This window comes from Streptomyces sp. NPDC101194, from assembly GCF_044767885.1.
Lineage (GTDB): Bacteria > Actinomycetota > Actinomycetes > Streptomycetales > Streptomycetaceae > Streptomyces.
The window spans coordinates 502,152-521,976 of record NZ_JBIWOS010000002.1 but is presented as its reverse complement, the minus strand read 5'-3'; the positions used below and the strand labels follow the sequence as shown (position 1 = coordinate 521,976).

Genomic DNA, 19,825 nt, shown 5'->3' with positions numbered 1-19,825 from the left:
AACCCGCTCCTAGCGCTTCTTGTTCGTCTTGCGGCGGCGGACGATGTACTTGCTCGATGCCTTCTTCGGCGAGCGAGTACGACCTTCCTTCTGACCCCACGGCGAGACCGGGTGGCGACCACCGGAGGTCTTGCCCTCACCACCACCGTGCGGGTGGTCAACCGGGTTCATCGCGACACCGCGGACGGTCGGGCGGACGCCCTTCCAGCGCATGCGGCCGGCCTTGCCCCAGTTGATGTTCGACTGCTCGGCGTTGCCGACCTCGCCGATCGTGGCGCGGCAGCGGGCGTCGACCAGGCGGATCTCACCGGACGGCATACGAAGGTGGGCCATGGTGCCCTCCTTCGCCAGCAGCTGCACGGAGGCACCCGCGGAACGGGCGAACTTCGCGCCGCCGCCGGGCCGCAGCTCGATGGCGTGGATGGTCGTACCGACCGGGATGTTGCGCAGCGCCAGGTTGTTGCCGGGCTTGATGTCGGCGGCCGGGCCGTTCTCGACACGGTCGCCCTGCGTCAGGCCACGCGGCGCGATGATGTAGCGCTTCTCGCCGTCCGCGTAGTGCAGGAGCGCGATGCGCGCGGTGCGGTTGGGGTCGTACTCGATGTGCGCGACCTTGGCCGGCACGCCGTCCTTGTCGTGACGACGGAAGTCGATCACTCGGTAGGCGCGCTTGTGGCCACCGCCCTGGTGGCGAACGGTCACACGACCGGCGTTGTTACGGCCGCCCTTGCTGTGCAGGGGGCGGACCAGCGACTTCTCCGGCGTGGACCGCGTGATCTCGACAAAGTCGGCGACGCTGGAGCCACGACGGCCCGGGGTCGTCGGCTTGTACTTGCGGATACCCATTTCTCAGTCCTCGTCCGATTCCGGACGATCCAGACCGCCCTCAGGCGGTCGGACCGCCGAAGATGTCGATACGGTCGCCCTCGGCGAGGGTCACGATGGCGCGCTTGGTGTCGGCGCGCTTGCCGAAACCGGTGCGGGTGCGCTTGCGCTTGCCCTGCCGGTTGATCGTGTTGACCCCGGTGACCTTGACCGAGAAGACCGCTTCCACGGCCTGCTTGATCTGGGTCTTGTTGGAGCCGGGCGCGACGATGAACGTGTACTTGTTCTCGTCGAGCAGCGCGTAGCTCTTCTCGGAAACGACCGGCTTGACGAGAACGTCGCGCGGGTCCGAGTAGGTCTTGCTGGTAACGGTCGCCTCACTCATCAGGCGTCGCTCCCTTCGGTCTCAGCGGTCTGGGGGCCAGACACGAAGGACTCGAAGGCGGCCTGGGTGAAGACCACGTCGTCAGAGACGATCACGTCGTACGTGTTCAGCTGGCCCGGCTCCAGGATGTGCACCTGGGGCAGGTTGCGGGCGGACAGCCACGCGGCCTCGTCGGCACGGTCGACGACCAGGAGCAGGTTCTTGCGCTCCGAGATCTTGCCGAACAGCGTCTTGGCGGCCTTGGTGGAGACGGCACCCTCGACCACGCCGGTGACGACGTGGATGCGGGAGTGACGGGCCCGGTCCGAGAGGGCACCGCGCAGGGCGGCGGCCTTCATCTTCTTCGGGGTCCGCTGCGAGTAGTCACGCGGCTGCGGGCCGTGGACGACGCCACCGCCGGCGAACTGCGGCGCACGGGTCGAACCCTGGCGCGCGCGGCCGGTGCCCTTCTGGCGGTACGGCTTGCGGCCACCGCCACGGACTTCGCCGCGGGTCTTGGTCTTGTGCGTGCCCTGTCGGGCAGCGGCCAGCTGTGCGACAACGACCTGGTGGATCAGCGGAACGCTGGTCTTGGCGTCGAAGATCTCCGCGGGGAGCTCGACGGTACCGGCCTTGTCGCCTGCCGGCGAAAGGATGTCAATGGTGCTCATTACCTCAAGCCCCCTTGGCCGCGGTACGGACCAGGACGAGGCCGCCGTTCGGACCGGGGACTGCGCCCTTGATGAGGAGCAGACCCTTCTCCGCGTCAACCGCGTGGATGGTCAGGTTCTGGGTGGTGACACGCTCGTTGCCCATGCGACCCGCCATGCGCATGCCCTTGAAGACACGGCCGGGGGTGGCACAGCCACCGATGGAGCCGGGCATGCGGTGCACACGGTGGGCACCGTGGGACGCCTTGCCACCCTTGAAGTTGTGACGCTTCATCACACCGGCGAAGCCCTTGCCCTTGCTCTTGCCCGTGACGTCGACCTTGACGCCGGACTCGAACACCTCGGCAGTGACTTCCTGGCCCAGCGTGTACTCGCTGGCGTCCGCGGTGCGGAGCTCCACCAGGTGGCGGCGCGGGGTCACGTCGGCCTTGGCGAAGTGACCCTTGAGGGGCTTGTTCACCTTGCGGGGGTCGATCTCGCCGAAGGCGATCTGGACTGCCTCGTAGCCGTCGTTGTCGTTGGTGCGCACCTGGGTGACGACGCAGGGCCCGGCCTTGACGACGGTCACCGGGACGACCCGGTTGTTCTCGTCCCAGACCTGGGTCATGCCGAGCTTCTCGCCCAGAACGCCCTTAATGTTCTTAGCCATCTCGCGCGTCACCTCAGAGCTTGATCTCGATGTCGACGCCCGCCGGCAGGTCGAGACGCATCAGCGAGTCAACCGTCTTCGGCGTGGGGTCGAGGATGTCGATGAGGCGCTTGTGCGTCCGCATCTCGAAGTGCTCGCGCGAGTCCTTGTACTTGTGCGGCGACTTGATGACGCAGTACACGTTCTTCTCAGTGGGCAGCGGCACCGGGCCCGCGACCGACGCACCAGTGCGGGTCACCGTCTCGACGATCTTCTTCGCCGAGGAGTCGATGACCTCGTGGTCGTAGGCCTTGAGCCGGATGCGGATCTTCTGTCCCGCCATGGCTACTAGTAGTCCTGTCTCTCATAACGCTCTGGAACCCGAGGGTTCTGGTAACTCCGTCTCCGACCCACGCGGTCGGGCGTGTCGCATCCCCTCTACGCAGATCTCCCGAAGGATTTCCCAACCAAGGGGGTGCGGGCCCGAGGACCGCGAGACCGGGGGCGGAACACCCACCGGGCGCCTGGCCGGTGCCCCACTGACGCTTCCCGGAAGATTCCCGTACGTCCGACCCGCAAGGGGTCGACGAGTACTGTGGGACTCGCTTCCGGTCCTCCCGGCGGGAGGCGCGCAGCATTGACACTCAACCGAGCAACCTGGTCAGTGTGCCATACGGGGTGTGAGCCTGGCCAATCGGGCCGAGGATCTTACCGCGCGCCGTCGCTCGGTCAAACGCGGGCGCGCAGGGGGAGCAGTGCCGGGCCGCTCGCTCGTCGTAATTCGGTCGAGTGCCGTACGCCCCCGCCCCTACAGTGACCGGCCGGGCACGCCGTCGTCACCAGGGACACCGATCATGCGTACGCACTATCCACGTACCGCTCATCTGCCCTGGTCCCCGGGGGCCTCCTCGGACGACGTGCGGATCGCGGATCTCTCCGGGCTGACCGGCCGCGAGGTCGTCGTCACCGAGAAGCTGGACGGCGAGAACACCACTCTCTACGCCGACGGCCTGCACGCCCGCTCGCTCGATTCAGCCCACCACCCCTCGCGGGGCCGGGTGAAGGCGCTCCAGGGCCGGATCGGCGCCCGGATCCCCGAGGGGTGGCGGGTGTGCGGGGAGAACATGTTCGCGCGCCACTCGATCGCGTACGACGGCCTGGAGAGCTTCTTCTACGGCTTCTCCGTCTGGGACGGGGAGCGCTGTCTGGACTGGGACCGGACCGTGGAGTTCCTGCGGGGGCTGGGGATACCGGTGCCGCCCGTGCTGTGGCGCGGAACCCTCGACGCCCGCGCCGAGAAGGCACTGCGGGCGCTGAAGCCGGACACCGGGCGGCAGGAGGGGTACGTCGTACGGCCCGCGGACGCCTTCGGGGCGGCGGACTTCGGGCGGCTGGTGGCCAAATGGGTGCGGCCCGGCCACGTACGGACCGATACGCACTGGATGCACGCCGCCGTCGTGGAGAACGGGCTCGGTCCGGCCGCCGCCCTGTGGGCAGTTCGGTCCGGGGCACCGGTCGACGGGGCGGCGCTGGCCGCCGCCGCGGGCACGGCGCCGGGGGATTCCGGGGCGGCCGTCGCGATGGGTGACGTCCTCGACGCGTCGGGGCGGACGGGCGACGACCGGCTGACCGGCGTGCTGGCCGCGCTGCTGCACCGCGGACGACGGGCCGAACTGGCGCCCGCGCTCGCGCGGACGCTGGGGATGCCGCTCGCCCGCCGCGTCGCGGACCTCGTCGGACTGCACCCCGCGCTGCACCGCCCCTACCCGGACGAGGAGCGCCGGGCCGGACTGGCGCGGATGTCGTTCGCCGTCGATCTGCCGCTGCTGCACGCACTGGCCGCCACGGTGGCGGACACCGACGAGGCGCGCGAGCAGGTGGAGTGGTCGTCGCTGTACGCGCAGGAGGTCCGGGAGCCGGACGGGCTGCGCGAGGCGTTCGCGGACCTGGAGCCGGCCGCCGCCGACCGCTGCCGGGCCCAGGCCCGCGAGGCCTTCGCCGCGGGCCGGGTCGGCACCGCCGAGGAGGCCGTGGCGGCGACCTGGCGGTGGCGGGCCGGGGACTTCCCCCGCCTGATCCATCTGGTCGGCCCCTCCGGCAGCGGCAAGAGCACCTTCGGCCGCGGGCTGCCCGGCGTCGACACCCATCTCTCGCTCGACGACCTGCGCCTCGCCCGGGGATCACGCGCCGACCAGAAGGCCAACGGAGAAGTCTTGCGCGAGGGCCTCGACCGGCTGGACACCGCGCTCGCCGCGGGTGGCACGGTCGTCTGGGACGCGACCTCGCTCAACGTGCACCAGCGTTCCCTGGTGCACGCCGTCGCCCGGCGCAGGGATGCTCTGCTGACCCACGCCGTGGCCCTGGTCGACGGGGCGGAGCTCATGCGCCGCAACGAACGCCGCACCCACCCGGTGCCCCCGGAGGTGCTGACCTCGCAACTGCACCGGTTCGTGCCCCCGTATCCCGGCCAGGCGCACCGCACCTGGTACGTCGGCGCGAGCGGAGCCGTGGAGGACAGGGCGTAGGGCCTTCCGTCCGGATCGGGCCGGATCAAGGGAGCGGGGTCCGGTGCCGTGGATCGCAAGGCGGAGGAGGGAGCGATGGCGGAGCCATGGCGAGTGACGACAACGCCGCGAGGCGCGGCACCGGGGCACGCGAGCCCGGCATGATGCAGACGGAAGGCCCTGGATGCGTACGAGCGAGGAGATCTACCACCGGGTCCGCTGGGACACCCGGTTCGACCCGGCGCGCTTCGTGATGGGCGTGTCGCAGCGCGGGGCCCCGCCCGAACGGGTGCCGCTGCACCGGTTCACGCCCGGCGGGGAGATTCCCTGGCACCGGGTGCTGTTCTTCGAGGCGGACGGGGAGGTGGTGTGGGACCGGCCCTCGGGTGCGGACCGGATCGACGCGACGGACGCAGGGCGGGTCCGCGCCCCGCGTCGGCTGCCGTCCCCCTGCTTCACCTCCCGTGTCCCGCACGCGTTCTCCGCGCCGGGGGACGTCTGGGCGCCCGTACCGGAGGGAATGCCGGCATCCGCACCGCCCGCTCCTCTGACGCTGCTGACCTGGAACACCCTCTGGGACCGGTACGACAGCGACCGCATCGACACCGCCCGGCGCCGGCCGCTCCTCCTCGACGCCCTGCGTGCGGCGGACGCCGACGTCATCGCCCTCCAGGAGGCCGAGCCCGCCCTGGTCGGGCTGCTGCTGTCCGCGCCCTGGGTCCGCGAGAGCTACACCTTCTGGGCCGATCCGGGCGGCCGGGACGTCGCCGACTGCGGTCTGCTGCTCCTCAGCAGACTCCCCGTGCGGGAGGCGGGCCTGCACGTCCTCGGCCCGCACAAGGCGGTCGCCGCCGTGGTCGTGGAGAGCGCGGAGGGGCCCGTCACGGTCGCGGTCACCCATCTCAGCAGCGACCACTCGGCGAACGGCGCGGCCCGGCGCGATGCCGAACTGACCGATCTGGCCACGGGGTTGGCCGCCATCGAGGGCGATGTGGCGTTGCTCGGCGACTTCAACGACGGCGGGGACACCCCGCAGGCGAGGCTGGGAATGCTCGATGCCTGGAGCCGGGTGCACGGCGCCGACGACCGGACGCCGACCTTCGATCCGTCCGTCAATCCGCTGGCCGCCGTCTCCTCCCTGACCGGGCGGGTGTCCCGGCTCGACCGGGTGCTGGTCCGCCCGGGGCGGCTCCGTCCCGTGTCGGCGACCCTGCTGGGCGACGTACCGACACCGGACGGGCTGTACGCGTCGGACCACTTCGGGGTGCGGGTGGAGCTGACCGGGGCCGCGGTGGCGGCGGACGACGACACCGCCGCGGCGGATCTCGTGCGCCGGGTGGCCGCCGCCCTGCCCGAGGGCCGCGTCCACCTGGTCGGTTCACGACGGATGGGCTGTGCGCTGCCCGGCGCCGACGTGGACCTGGTCGCGGCGCTGCCCGGGGACGGGGATCCCCCGGGGACACGGGAGCGGCTGAACGCCGCCCTGCCGGACGCCGTCGGCCTGCGCGAGGTGACCGGAGCCCGCGTGCCCGGACTGCGCTTCGGCCTCGCCGGGCTCCGGGTGGACCTGGTGACGGTCGCGACGGGCGGCCTCTCCCCCGCCGAGGCGGTCGCCCGCCGTACCGAACTGGGCGAGGCCGCGGCGACGGCGCTCGGCGCGGTGAGCGACGCGGACGCGGTGCTCGCGGCGGCGGACCCGCACCGGGAGGCGTTCACCCGGCTCGCCCGCGAGGTGAAGGGCTGGGCGCGGGCGCGCGGCCTGGACTCCGCCCCGTGCGGCGGACTGCCCGGCCTGGCGTGGTCCGTGCTGGCGGCCCGTACCGCCCACGAGGCCGGGGACCTGCCGCTCCTGCCTCTTCTGCGGCACTTCTTCGCGACCTGGGCCGCGTGGGACTGGAGCCGGCCGGTCGGCGCCGGTCCCACGCGGCCGGGCGCGTCCCCCCTCACCGTGCTGACCCCGACGGCCCCCGTCCGCTCCTGCACCTCGCAGGTCTCCCCCGCCGGCCGCGATCTCGTCGCCGAGGAGCTCTTCGGCGCCTGGGAGATCCTGGAGTCCGCCGCCGACGCCGGGCCCGTACCGCACGCCCTGCTCTGCGCCCCGCCGCCGCTGCGTCAGCGGCACGCCGCCTGGGCGATCGTCTCCGTATCGCCCGGCCCCGGCGAGGGACGCCTCCGGGGCCGGCTGCTGGCCCTGCTCGCCGCCCTCGCGGAAGCGGGATCCCCGGACGCCCACGCCTGGCCCCGCCCGGTCACCGCCGACACCTCCCTCGTCCAGTACGCCATCGGCCTGGGCCGCACCCCGCCGGACGAGACCCGGCTCGCGGAGATCGGCGCCCGGCTGCTGCGCGGTGTCCCGGGAGCGGGGCTGCGCCGGGTCGGTGGGGCGGCCGTGCCGGAACTGCGGTGACGGAGACCGACGGGTGACGGAGACCGACGGCAGCCGGACTGTGAGAATCCTCCCGTGACCACGAGCACCACCGCGACCTGGGCCCTGCGCCCCGCCGAGCCCGAGGACGTCGAGACCATCGCCGAGCTCAGGGCCACCGTGATGCGACCCGACCTGGAGCGGCTCGGGCGCTACGCCGAACACCGCGTGCGGCAGCGGCTGCGGGACGTGTACGCACCGGAGCACACCTCCGTCGTCCTCGCGGACGGCGCCTTCGCGGGCTGCGTCACCCTGCGGCCGGTCGAGGACGGGCTGTGGCTGGAGAACTTCTATCTCTCCCCCGCCCTCCAGGGACGCGGCATCGGCACCGGCGTGCTGCGCACGCTGCTCGCGCGGGCCGACGAGGAAGGCATGACCGTACGCCTGGACGTGCTGCAGGGCAGCGCCGCCCGCGCGCTCTACGAGCGGCACGGCTTCACCGAGGAGCGGCAGGACCCGATCGACGTGTTCATGGTGCGCACCCCCGCGTACTGATCGAGGGGCGCCGGCGCCGTCCGGTGCCGCGCCCTCCGGCCCACACCTGCAGAAACCCAGGCAACCCGCCCTCCGGATTCACCGTCTATCCCCCCGCGGCAGCGGCTCGCCCCCCTCCGCCGCCCGCATGGAATCGGTACGCAGCGCAGGGCCGCACAGCCGCCCGCTGCGGGGGAAGTGGACGGAGCACGGTGTGACGGATCGACCTGCGTTGCGCACATCTCGTACGGGACTGTCGCGGCGCACCCTGCTGACGGCCGCCGGTGCGATGGGCCTGACCACCCTCGCCGCCTGCACCGCGCCCGCACCGCCCCGCCGCCGCAGCCCCACCGCCGACCCGCTGCCCGGCCTGCCGATCAGCACCTCGCACCCGGCCCTGATGATGCAGGTCCTCGCCCACCCGGACGACGACCTGTACTTCATGAACCCGGACACCCGGCAGGCCCTCGACGCCGGGACACCGCTGGTCTGCGTCTATCTGACCGCGGGCGAGGCCACCGGTGTCAATCGTGCCCCCGGCCGGCCGGTGCCCGCCCCCGACAAGGCGGCGTACTCCTCCTCACGTCACCAGGGGCTCCGCCAGGCGTACGCGACGCTGCTCGGCCTCGGCCGGTTCGCCGAGTGGCAGAAGTCCGTGATCGATCTCCACGACAACCACCGCGCCGAGATCAACCGCCTCGGGAACAGCGGCCGCAAGGTCGAGCTGATCTTCATCAACACCGCCATGCACACCTCGTACGGGCGCCTCGGGCTGCCCAGCCTCTGGCAGGACCGGCGGCTCGTCCTGCCCACCGTCGTCGCCGACAACTCGCCGCTCCAGAAGGCGGGTTCCTACACCTACGACGGACTCGTCGACGTCCTGGGCGGACTGTTCGACCGCTACCGGCCGAGCATCGTGCACACCCTGGACCCGGACCCCGACATCCAGCACAGCAGCGAGCTCGTCCGGCGGCGGGACAGCGAGCAGAAGGGCTACTCCGACCACCCCGACCACACCGCGACGGCGTTGTTCACCTGGACGGCGCTGATCAGGTGGGTGGCCCGGACCACGGCCGCGGGCGGCGGGGTGCCGAGCTTCGCCACCACGGCGTTCCGCGGCTACTACAACCGGCACTGGCCCAAGAACCTGCCGCCCGCCGTGCTGTCCGAGAAGGCGTCGCACCTGGTGCCGTACGGGGGCTCGGCCGACTGGCGGTGCGGCAACCCCGCGGGCTGCGGGGACTACAACGTGGGCGGCGACCGACCGCTGACCAACCGGAAGGGCTGGGTACGGTCCACCCACTACCGCTACCCGGGCCCGCGGCCCGCCGTCGCCACCGACCCGGACGGCCGGCTCGTCGCGTACGGGGTGCTGGGGCTGCGGGCGGTGCGCTGGCGCGAGAGCGCGCCGGGCAGCGGGATGTGGAACACACCGGACGACCTCGGCGGCGGCCCGCTCGCACCGATCCTGGGCGCCGCGAACCTGCCGGACGGGCGGCAGCTGCTCTTCGGGCTGCGGTTCGCGGCGCTCAGCGGACACGGCGGGGACAACGAACGCGAGATCGTCGTGCTGGAACAGCGCTCCCCCGGCGGCGGCTTCCGTGCCTGGCAGGGGCTGGGCAACCCCGAGCCGAACACGGAGGCCGGGCGCCGGATCGGCGTCCCGGTCGCGGTCACCGCCCCCGACGGGCGGGTCCACCTCTTCGTGCGGAACGCGGAGAAGGGCCTCAGCACCCGGGTACGGGACACGGCCGGCCGGTGGAGCGGCTGGCGGGACACGGGCGGCGGCGAGATCCAGGACGGGCTGAGTGCCGCGGTGGACGACGCGGGGTGTGTGCATGTGTTCGCGGCGGGCCGTTTCGCGGTGCACCACTGGACGCAGGACGCGCCCGGGGACGAGGTCACCGCGCGCACCCAGATCAGCGGGGTGCCGGTGCCCGGCGACGGCCCTGCCGCGCTGCCCGGGGCGGACGGGACCATCGAGCTCTACTACCGCGCGGCGGCGAAGGCGGCTCTGACGACCGTACGGACCGGAGAGACGGCGGCGGAGACCGGCATCGACGGGTACGGGCGGCCGATCGAGGACCGGGTGGGCTTCGACGGGTACGGGCCGATCACCGCCGGCGGGTCGTCGCAACGCGCGGTACTGCTCGGCCGCACCCAGAAGGGCCTCATCCAGCTCCGTACCGCCGGAAGGATCTCCGTACGACAGCGCGGCCCCGTGGCGCTGGACGGACCCGCGCTGCACATCGGGAAGGACGGGCGGCCGACGGTGGTGGCACTGGGGGTCGACGCCCACCCCTGGTTCTGGCACCCCCAGCAGACCTGACGGGACAGGCGGGCACCTTGCCCGAGGGCAGGTGCCCGTCATCCTCTGATCACGCCCAGGGCGCTGATCGTCGAGGACATGACGGGAAGTCGCTCCACAGCTCTCTCGCGGCCATCGGCCGGACGGTGAGAAGCAGCCCCGGGGCAGCGACACCGTGGGGCGACCCGGCCCGCATGACGTCGGGCATATGCCGAAGGGCCCCGGTCCACCGCTTGCGCGGCGGGCCGGGGCCCTTCTTGGTGCTCTGTGCGGAGCAACCAGGTCAGACAGTCAGGTGATTACTTGACGATCTTGGTGACCTGGCCGGCGCCCACGGTCCGGCCACCCTCACGGATGGCGAACTTCAGGCCCTCTTCCATGGCGACCGGCTGGATCAGCGCGACGTTCATGACGGTGTTGTCGCCCGGCATGACCATCTCGGTGCCCTCGGGAAGGGTCACAACGCCCGTCACGTCCGTGGTACGGAAGTAGAACTGCGGGCGGTAGTTGTTGAAGAACGGGGTGTGACGGCCACCCTCGTCCTTCGACAGGATGTAGGCCTGGGCCTCGAACTCGGTGTGCGGCGTGACCGAACCGGGCTTGATGATGACCTGGCCGCGCTCGACGTCCTCGCGCTTGATGCCACGGAGGAGCAGACCGACGTTCTCACCGGCCTGGCCCTCGTCGAGCAGCTTGCGGAACATCTCGATGCCGGTGACCGTGGTGGTGGTCTTCTCGGTCTTGATACCGACGATGTCGACGGTCTCGTTGACCTTCAGGACACCACGCTCGATACGACCGGTGACGACGGTGCCACGACCGGTGATCGTGAAGACGTCCTCGATCGGCATCAGGAACGGCTTGTCGACGTCACGCTCGGGCTGCGGGATCGCCTCGTCGACGGCCTTCATCAGGTCGAGGACGGACTGGCCCCACTCCTTGTCGCCCTCGAGGGCCTTGAGCGCCGAGACCTTGACGACCGGAACGTCGTCGCCCGGGAACTCGTACTCGGAGAGGAGCTCACGGACCTCGAGCTCGACGAGCTCCAGGATCTCCTCGTCGTCCACCATGTCGGCCTTGTTCAGGGCGACGACGATGTACGGAACGCCGACCTGGCGGGCCAGGAGCACGTGCTCCTTGGTCTGCGGCATCGGGCCGTCGGTGGCGGCGACCACGAGGATGGCGCCGTCCATCTGCGCCGCACCCGTGATCATGTTCTTGATGTAGTCGGCGTGACCCGGGCAGTCGACGTGCGCGTAGTGACGCGACTCCGTCTGGTACTCGACGTGCGCGATCGAGATGGTGATACCGCGCTGGCGCTCCTCGGGAGCCTTGTCGATCTGGTCGAAGGCCGAGGCCTCGTTCAGGTCCGGGTACGCGTCGTGCAGCACCTTGGTAATGGCGGCCGTGAGGGTCGTCTTACCGTGGTCGATGTGACCGATGGTGCCGATGTTGACGTGCGGCTTAGTCCGCTCGAACTTCGCCTTCGCCACTGGGTCCTCCTGTGGAGTGGTTCTGTACGCCTTGCTTCATCGGCGCCAGGTGATCTTTGCTGGGATGCCGGGGCCGGGGGCAATCGCCGCATTGCTTGCGCTCCGCGACGAATGCCCCCCAGGCTCCGGTGACAAGCCTAAAGCGTGAGCTCGGGAGAGTTACTCGCCCTTGGCCTTCGCGATGATCTCCTCGGCGACGTTCCGCGGAACCTCGGCGTAGGAGTCGAACTGCATCGAGTAGCTTGCGCGACCCGAGGTCTTGCTGCGGAGGTCTCCGACGTAGCCGAACATCTCCGAGAGGGGCACGAGGCCCTTCACGACGCGAGCGCCGCTGCGCTCCTCCATGGCCTGGATCTGGCCACGGCGGGAGTTGATGTCACCGATGACATCGCCCATGTAGTCCTCGGGCGTGGTCACCTCGATGGCCATCATCGGCTCGAGGAGCACGGGGGACGCCTTGCGGGCACCCTCCTTGAACGCCTGCGAACCGGCGATCTTGAACGCCAGCTCGGAGGAGTCGACCTCGTGGTAGCCACCGTCGAGAAGGGTGACGCGGACGCCCACCATCTCGTAACCGGCCAGGATGCCGAACTGCATGGCTTCCTGAGCACCCGCGTCCACCGAGGGGATGTACTCACGGGGGATGCGGCCACCGGTGACCTTGTTGACGAACTCGTACGAGGTCTCGCCGCTCTCGATGGGCTCGATCGCGATCTGCACCTTGGCGAACTGACCGGTACCACCGGTCTGCTTCTTGTGGGTGTAGTCGATGCGCTCGACGGCCTTGCGGATCGTCTCGCGGTACGCGACCTGGGGCTTGCCGACGTTCGCCTCGACGCGGAACTCGCGCTTCATGCGGTCGACGAGCACCTCGAGGTGGAGCTCACCCATACCACCGATGATGGTCTGGCCGGTCTCCTCGTCCGAGTGGACCTGGAAGGAGGGGTCCTCCTCCGAGAGCCGCTGGATGGCGACACCCAGCTTCTCCTGGTCACCCTTGGACTTGGGCTCGATGGCGACCTGGATGACCGGCGCCGGGAAGTCCATGGACTCCAGGATCACCGGGTTCTTGTCGTCGCACAGCGTCTCACCGGTGGTGGTCTGCTTCAGGCCCATGACGGCGATGATGTCGCCGGCGCCCACCGACTCGATCTCCTCACGCTTGTTCGCGTGCATGCGGTAGATCTTGCCGATGCGCTCCTTCTTGCCCTTGACGGAGTTCAGCACCGCGGTGCCGGACTCCAGGCGGCCCGAGTAGACCCGGACGAAGGTGAGCTTGCCGAGGTGCGGGTCGCTCATGATCTTGAACGCGAGGGCCGCGAGCGGCTCGTCGTCGGACGGCTTGCGCTTGACGACCTCCTCCGGGTCCTTGACGCTGTGGCCCTCGATGGCCTCGACGTCCAGGGGGGAGGGGAGGTAGCGCACGACGGCGTCGAGCAGGGGCTGGACGCCCTTGTTCTTGAACGCGGTGCCGCAGAACACGGGGGTGACGGTCGTCTCGCCGCCCTTGCCCGAGTTGATGGTGATGCGACGGATGCCCTCGTAGAGCTGCTCCACGGAAGGCTCTTCGCCCTCCAGGTAGAGCTCCATGAGCGTCTCGTCGTTCTCCGCGGCGGCCTCGAGGAGCTTGGCGCGCCATTCGTCGGCAGCCTCGACCAGGTTGGCCGGGATGTCGACGATGTCGTACGCCTCGCCCTTGGTCGCCTCGGCGGGGTAGACGAACGCCTTCATCGTCACGAGGTCGACGACGCCCGTGAAGTCGGCCTCGGCACCGATGGGGAGCTGCATCACGATCGGGGTCGCGCCGAGGCGGTCCGTGATCATGTTGACGCAGCGGAAGAAGTCGGCACCGGTGCGGTCGAGCTTGTTGACGAAGCAGATACGCGGCACGCCGTAGCGGTCCGCCTGACGCCAGACGGTCTCGGACTGCGGCTCGACGCCCGCCACACCGTCGAACACGGTGACGGCACCGTCGAGGACGCGGAGCGAACGCTCCACCTCGACGGTGAAGTCGACGTGACCCGGGGTGTCGATGATGTTGATGGTGTGGTCAACATCATTGAGCGGCCAGTGGCAGGTCGTCGCGGCAGACGTGATCGTGATGCCGCGCTCCTGCTCCTGCTCCATCCAGTCCATCGTGGCAGCGCCGTCGTGGACTTCACCGATCTTGTACGAAACGCCGGTGTAGAAGAGGATCCGCTCGGTGGTGGTCGTCTTGCCCGCGTCGATGTGGGCCATGATCCCGATGTTGCGGACCTTGGCCAGGTCAAGCGAAGTGGTGGCCATAAGGCTCAATCTTCTCTCGGTCTCGATGTGGGTAGCGACTACCAGCGGTAGTGCGCGAAGGCCTTGTTGGACTCGGCCATCTTGTGGGTGTCCTCACGCTTCTTGACAGCAGCGCCAAGACCGTTGGACGCGTCGAGCAGCTCGTTCATGAGGCGCTCGGTCATGGTCTTCTCGCGGCGGGCGCGGGAGTAACCCACGAGCCAGCGCAGCGCGAGGGTGGAGGCGCGACCGGGCTTGACCTCGATCGGCACTTGGTAGGTGGCGCCACCGACACGGCGGGACTTGACCTCGAGCGAGGGCTTGACGTTCTCAAGCGCGCGCTTCAGCGTGATGACCGGGTCGTTGCCGGTCTTCTCGCGGAGGCCTTCCATGGCGCCGTACACGATCCGCTCGGCGGTGGAGCGCTTGCCGTTGAGCAGGATCTTGTTGATCAGCGAGGTGACAAGAGGAGAGCCGTAGACCGGGTCGATGATGACCGGGCGCTTCGGGGCGGGGCCCTTACGAGGCATTCTTACTTCTCCTTCTTGGCGCCGTAGCGGCTGCGGGCCTGCTTGCGGTTCTTGACACCCTGGGTGTCAAGGGAGCCGCGGATGATCTTGTAACGAACACCCGGCAGGTCCTTCACACGGCCACCACGCACGAGCACGATGGAGTGCTCCTGCAGGTTGTGTCCCTCACCCGGGATGTAGGCCGTGACCTCGATACCGGAGGTCAGGCGCACACGCGCGACCTTACGGAGTGCCGAGTTCGGCTTCTTCGGGGTGGTCGTGAACACACGCGTGCAGACGCCGCGGCGCTGGGGCGAACCCTCAAGTGCGGGCGTCTTGTTCTTCTCGACCTTGTCCTGCCGGCCCTTCCGGACCAGCTGCTGGATCGTAGGCACTACTTCTCCGGTTTCTGTGTGCCGTTCGTGAAACTAACCTGGAACGTCACCGACCCACGCGGTCGGGTGTGTCGAATGCTGCAGGCTCCTGCCGCAAGGCAGAAGGGAGCGCAGATTGCGGTGGCCGTTGGCGGACTCGCCATGCGGTTGAGGACACGCACACGAGCCCAGGCACACCCCAGGCACAAGGTCTGAGCGTACCTACCTCGTCGACTCCGGTCAAAACAAATCCTGTCCACCGGGACACGCCGTGCGTCGGCGACCTCAACGCGTGACGAGCACCGCTGCGACGAACCCTGCCAGGAGCAACGCCCAGCCGACGATCGACACCCAGCCCAGCACGAGCCCGGCGACCGCCAGGCCGTCGCCCTGCTCGTCGCCGCGGCGTATCTCCTTGCGCGCCATGTGCCCGAGAACCACCGCCGGCACGCCCGTGACCAAGGTCACCGGAGCCAGTACGCCGAAGATCAGCGCACCCTTGGCCTTGCCGTTCGTCCTCGGCTGCGGCGCGGGCAGGAAGGTCGCCGGCACCGCGGCGCCGGAATATCCGGCGGGCGCGGGCTGGGCGAACACGGGACCCTGCGGCAGGTCTGCGACGAGATGGGTCAATTCCCCCACCGTACGGGCCGCGTGGGCCCGCGCAACCCGCTTCTCCAACTCGTCGCTCTCAAGACGCCCCTCCGCGAACCCGGCCCGCAGCACATCGACAGCGCGCTCGCGCTCCGCGTGCGAGGCCAGCATCGACGGGCTCTGCGCGGACAGCCGGTCGGGCTGCCTCGACGGATACGACACAAACATCTCCCCCGGACGGTCCACATCCCCCATGCTCCGTCACCCCTGTGTGACGGGATCGACTTTACGCCTGCCCGCACACGCCGAAGGGCGGCCACCCCGTGCGTACGGGATGGCCGCCCTCCGGTCGTTCAGGCGACTCGCTTACTGGTTGTACGGACCGTAGTCGTAGTCCTCCAGCGGAACGGCCTGGCCGGAGCCCGTGCCGAACGGCGAGTAGTCGATGTCGTCGTAGCCGACGGCCGAGTACATCGCGGCCTTGGCCTCCTCGGTCGGCTCGACCCGGATGTTGCGGTAGCGGGACAGGCCCGTACCGGCCGGGATGAGCTTACCGATGATGACGTTCTCCTTGAGGCCGATCAGGGAGTCCGACTTGGCGTTGATCGCCGCGTCGGTCAGAACCCTGGTCGTCTCCTGGAAGGACGCCGCCGACAGCCACGACTCGGTGGCGAGCGAGGCCTTGGTGATACCCATCAGCTGCGGACGGCCGGAGGCGGGGTGACCGCCCTCGGTGACCACACGACGGTTCTCGGTCTCGAACTTCGAGCGCTCGACGAGCTCGCCCGGCAGCAGCTCCGCGTCGCCGGACTCGATGATCGTCACACGGCGCAGCATCTGCCGGATGATGATCTCGATGTGCTTGTCGTGGATCGACACACCCTGCGAGTTGTAGACCTTCTGGACCTCGCCGACCAGGTGGACCTGGACGGCACGCTGTCCGAGGATCCGCAGCACGTCGTGCGGGTTGGTGGCACCCACGGTGAGCTTCTGGCCCACCTCGACGTGGTCGCCCTCGCCCACCAGCAGACGAGCACGCTTCGAGATCGGGAACGCCGTCTCGTCGCTGCCGTCGTCCGGGGTGACGACGATCTTCTTGGTCTTCTCGGTCTCCTCGATACGGACGCGGCCGGCCGCCTCCGAGATCGGGGCGACACCCTTGGGCGTACGGGCTTCGAAGAGCTCGACGACTCGGGGCAGACCCTGGGTGATGTCGTCACCGGCCACACCACCGGTGTGGAAGGTACGCATCGTCAGCTGGGTACCGGGCTCACCGATGGACTGGGCGGCGATGATGCCGACCGCCTCACCGATGTCGACCAGCTTGCCGGTGGCGAGCGAGCGTCCGTAGCAGAAGGCACAGGTGCCGACCGCGGACTCACAGGTCAGGACCGAACGGGTCTTGACCTCCTCGACGCCGGCGCCCACCAGGGCGTCGATCAGGACGTCACCGAGGTCGACGTTGGCAGGCGCGATGACCTTGCCGTCGACGACGACGTCCTCGGCGAGCATGCGGGCGTAGACCGAGGTCTCGACGTCCTCCGTCTTGCGGAGCACGCCGTCCGCACCCTTGACGGCGATCTTCAGCTTCAGGCCGCGGTCGGTGCCGCAGTCCTCCTCGCGAATGATCACGTCCTGCGAGACGTCCACCAGACGACGGGTCAGGTAGCCCGAGTCGGCGGTACGCAGGGCGGTGTCCGCCAGACCCTTACGGGCACCGTGCGTGGAGATGAAGTACTCCAGAACGGTGAGGCCCTCACGGAAGGACGCCTTGATGGGACGCGGGATCGTCTCGTTCTTGGCGTTGGACACCAGACCACGCATACCGGCGATCTGACGCATCTGCATCATGTTTCCTCGGGCACCCGAGTCAACCATCATGAAGATGGGGTTCGTCTTGGGGAAGTTCGCGTTCATCGCCTCGGCGACCTCGTTGGTCGCCTTGGTCCAGATCGCGATGAGTTCCTGCGTGCGCTCGTCCTTGGTGATCAGACCGCGCTCGTACTGCTTCTGGACCTTCTCGTCCTGCGCCTCGTAGCCGGCGACGATCGCCTTCTTGGCCTCGGGGACCACGACGTCGGAGATGGCCACGGTGACACCGGAACGGGTCGCCCAGTAGAAGCCCGCCGCCTTCAGGTTGTCGAGCGTCGCCGCCACGATGACCTTGGGGTAGCGCTCGGCGAGGTCGTTGACGATCTCGGAGAGCTGCTTCTTGCCGACGGAGTAGTCGACGAACGGGTAGTCCTCGGGCAGCAGCTCGTTGAAGAGCGCGCGGCCCAGCGACGTACGCAGCCGGAACGTGTCGCCCTGCTGGTACTCCTGCTCGCCCTCCTCGGCGACCGGCGGCAGCCAGCCGCGCGGCGGGATGGTGCCCACCGGGAAGCGGATGTCGACCTTCGCCTGGAGCGACAGCTCCCGGGCGTCGAAGGCCATGATCGCCTCGGCCGTGGAACCGAAGGAACGGCCCTGTCCGACGACGTTGCGCTCCTCCTCGTCCGTGGTGAGGAAGAACAGGCCCAGCACCATGTCCTGGGTCGGCATGGTGACCGGACGGCCGTCGGCCGGCTTCAGGATGTTGTTCGAGGACAGCATCAGGATGCGGGCCTCGGCCTGCGCCTCCGCGGAGAGCGGCAGGTGCACGGCCATCTGGTCACCGTCGAAGTCCGCGTTGAAGGCGGTGCAGACGAGCGGGTGGATCTGAATGGCCTTGCCCTCGACCAGCTGCGGCTCGAAGGCCTGGATGCCGAGGCGGTGCAGGGTGGGTGCACGGTTCAGCAGCACCGGGTGCTCGGCGATGACCTCTTCGAGGACGTCGTACACCACGGTGCGGCCGCGCTCGACCATGCGCTTGGCCGACTTGATGTTCTGCGCGTGGTTCAGGTCGACCAGGCGCTTCATCACGAACGGCTTGAAGAGCTCCAGCGCCATGGCCTTCGGCAGACCGCACTGGTGCAGCTTGAGCTGCGGGCCGACGACGATCACGGAACGCGCGGAGTAGTCCACACGCTTACCGAGAAGGTTCTGACGGAATCGACCCTGCTTGCCCTTCAGCATGTCGCTGAGGGACTTGAGCGGGCGGTTGCCGGGACCGGTGACCGGGCGACCGCGGCGGCCGTTGTCGAACAGCGCGTCGACGGCCTCCTGCAGCATCCGCTTCTCGTTGTTCACGATGATCTCGGGGGCACCGAGGTCGAGAAGACGCTTGAGGCGGTTGTTGCGGTTGATCACACGGCGGTACAGGTCGTTCAGGTCGGAGGTCGCGAAGCGGCCACCGTCCAGCTGCACCATCGGACGCAGGTCCGGCGGGATGACCGGCACGCAGTCGAGCACCATGCCCTTGGGCTTGTTGCTGGTCTGCAGGAACGCGGAGACGACCTTCAGGCGCTTGAGCGCACGGGTCTTCTTCTGGCCCTTGCCGGTACGGATGATCTCGCGGAGGCGCTCGGCCTCCTCGTCGAGGTCGAACGACTCCAGGCGCTTCTGCAGGGCGGCGGCGCCCATGCAGCCGTCGAAGTACGTGCCGAAGCGGTCACGCAGCTCGCGGTAGAGCAGCTCGTCGCCCTCCAGGTCCTGGACCTTGAGGTTCTTGAAGCGGCTCCACACCTCGTCGAGGCGGTCGATCTCGCGCTGCGCGCGGTCGCGCAGCTGCTTCATCTCGCGCTCGGCACCTTCGCGCACCTTGCGGCGCACGTCGGCCTTGGCGCCCTCGGCCTCCAGCTCGGCCAGGTCGGTCTCGAGCTTCTTGGCGCGGGCCTCGAGGTCGGCGTCGCGGCGGTTCTCGATCTGCTGACGCTCGACGGAGACGTGTGCCTCCAGCGAGGGCAGGTCGCGCGTGCGGCGCTCCTCGTCCACGAACGTGATCATGTACGCGGCGAAGTAGATGACCTTCTCGAGGTCCTTCGGCGCGAGGTCGAGCAGGTAGCCCAGGCGCGACGGGACACCCTTGAAGTACCAGATGTGGGTGACGGGTGCGGCAAGCTCGATGTGGCCCATGCGCTCACGGCGCACCTTGGCGCGCGTGACCTCGACGCCACAGCGCTCACAGATGATGCCCTTGAAGCGGACACGCTTGTACTTGCCGCAGTAGCACTCCCAGTCCCGGGTCGGACCGAAGATCTTCTCGCAGAAGAGTCCGTCCTTTTCGGGCTTGAGCGTGCGGTAGTTGATGGTCTCCGGCTTCTTCACTTCGCCGTGCGACCAGGTCCGGATGTCGTCCGCGGTGGCAAGGCCGATCCGCAGCTCGTCGAAGAAGTTGACGTCGAGCACTTGTCGTCAATCCCTCTTTCGGGGGTTCGAGCCCCCTCGCGTCACGCGAGAAAATGGGGCACTTCAGCAATGGTCTGAACGGGTCCGGGGAGAGCCGGCCGGATCACAGGGATCCGGCCGGCCAACCC

15 protein-coding genes are annotated in these 19,825 nt (G+C 69.4%); 4 read left to right on the top strand and 11 right to left on the bottom strand.

The window, feature by feature from the left end; translation table 11 throughout:
* Positions 1-9: 9 nt before the first annotated feature.
* From rplB to rpsJ, 5 genes are read right to left on the bottom strand one after another with little or no spacing between them, the layout of a single operon-like run.
* Positions 10-846: a 50S ribosomal protein L2 gene (gene rplB / locus ACIRP2_RS09060; RefSeq protein WP_093773282.1), complete on the bottom strand. Its 837-nt coding sequence runs from the start codon at positions 844-846 to the stop codon at positions 10-12.
* Positions 847-886: 40 nt separating this feature from the next.
* Positions 887-1,210, bottom strand: coding sequence for a 50S ribosomal protein L23 (rplW, locus tag ACIRP2_RS09055; protein WP_189544130.1), 324 nt, complete (start codon positions 1,208-1,210; stop codon positions 887-889).
* Positions 1,210-1,860, bottom strand: coding sequence for a 50S ribosomal protein L4 (rplD, locus tag ACIRP2_RS09050; protein ID WP_327369309.1), 651 nt, complete (start codon positions 1,858-1,860; stop codon positions 1,210-1,212). Before rplD ends, rplW begins: the two co-directional genes overlap by 1 nt.
* Before the next feature lie 4 nt (positions 1,861-1,864).
* The gene (rplC, locus tag ACIRP2_RS09045; protein ID WP_351078032.1) at positions 1,865-2,509 is read right to left on the bottom strand and encodes a 50S ribosomal protein L3; all 645 of its coding nucleotides are present in this window, start codon (positions 2,507-2,509) and stop codon (positions 1,865-1,867) included.
* Between the two features lie 13 nt (positions 2,510-2,522).
* Complete coding sequence (gene rpsJ / locus ACIRP2_RS09040) at positions 2,523-2,831, bottom strand: 30S ribosomal protein S10 (protein ID WP_003948644.1); 309 nt, start codon at positions 2,829-2,831, stop codon at positions 2,523-2,525.
* Between the two features lie 511 nt (positions 2,832-3,342).
* Here rpsJ and ACIRP2_RS09035 point away from each other — a divergent pair.
* From ACIRP2_RS09035 to ACIRP2_RS09020, 4 genes are all read left to right on the top strand, one after another.
* Positions 3,343-5,013 (top strand): RNA ligase family protein, encoded by a 1,671-nt coding sequence (locus ACIRP2_RS09035; RefSeq protein WP_404248034.1) that lies wholly within the window; start codon positions 3,343-3,345, stop codon positions 5,011-5,013.
* A 163-nt stretch (positions 5,014-5,176) separates the two neighbouring features.
* Positions 5,177-7,399, top strand: coding sequence for an RNA repair domain-containing protein (locus ACIRP2_RS09030; protein ID WP_404248032.1), 2,223 nt, complete (start codon positions 5,177-5,179; stop codon positions 7,397-7,399).
* Positions 7,400-7,453: 54 nt separating this feature from the next.
* Positions 7,454-7,912, top strand: a complete 459-nt coding sequence (locus tag ACIRP2_RS09025; protein WP_404248030.1) for a GNAT family N-acetyltransferase — start codon at positions 7,454-7,456, stop codon at positions 7,910-7,912.
* Between the two features lie 268 nt (positions 7,913-8,180).
* Entirely contained in the window at positions 8,181-10,220 is a 2,040-nt protein-coding gene (locus ACIRP2_RS09020; protein ID WP_404249412.1) for a PIG-L family deacetylase, read from the top strand.
* Positions 10,221-10,498: 278 nt separating this feature from the next.
* Here ACIRP2_RS09020 and tuf read toward each other — a convergent pair whose 3' ends face one another.
* The 6 genes from tuf to ACIRP2_RS08990 form a co-directional block, all read right to left on the bottom strand.
* Positions 10,499-11,692, bottom strand: a complete 1,194-nt coding sequence (gene tuf / locus ACIRP2_RS09015; RefSeq protein ID WP_351078042.1) for an elongation factor Tu — start codon at positions 11,690-11,692, stop codon at positions 10,499-10,501.
* A gap of 159 nt (positions 11,693-11,851) precedes the next feature.
* Complete coding sequence (fusA, locus tag ACIRP2_RS09010; RefSeq protein ID WP_404248028.1) at positions 11,852-13,978, bottom strand: elongation factor G; 2,127 nt, start codon at positions 13,976-13,978, stop codon at positions 11,852-11,854.
* A 38-nt stretch (positions 13,979-14,016) separates the two neighbouring features.
* Positions 14,017-14,487 carry a 30S ribosomal protein S7 gene (gene rpsG / locus ACIRP2_RS09005; RefSeq protein WP_093897234.1) on the bottom strand — a complete coding sequence of 157 codons (471 nt, stop codon included), beginning with the start codon at positions 14,485-14,487 and terminating at the stop codon, positions 14,017-14,019.
* 2 nt (positions 14,488-14,489) lie between these two features.
* Positions 14,490-14,861, bottom strand: a complete 372-nt coding sequence (rpsL, locus tag ACIRP2_RS09000; protein ID WP_003948652.1) for a 30S ribosomal protein S12 — start codon at positions 14,859-14,861, stop codon at positions 14,490-14,492.
* Positions 14,862-15,125: 264 nt separating this feature from the next.
* The gene (locus ACIRP2_RS08995; protein ID WP_404249410.1) at positions 15,126-15,659 is read right to left on the bottom strand and encodes a DUF1707 and DUF4190 domain-containing protein; all 534 of its coding nucleotides are present in this window, start codon (positions 15,657-15,659) and stop codon (positions 15,126-15,128) included.
* A 138-nt stretch (positions 15,660-15,797) separates the two neighbouring features.
* Positions 15,798-19,697, bottom strand: coding sequence for a DNA-directed RNA polymerase subunit beta' (locus ACIRP2_RS08990; RefSeq protein WP_404248025.1), 3,900 nt, complete (start codon positions 19,695-19,697; stop codon positions 15,798-15,800).
* Positions 19,698-19,825: the final 128 nt, after the last annotated feature.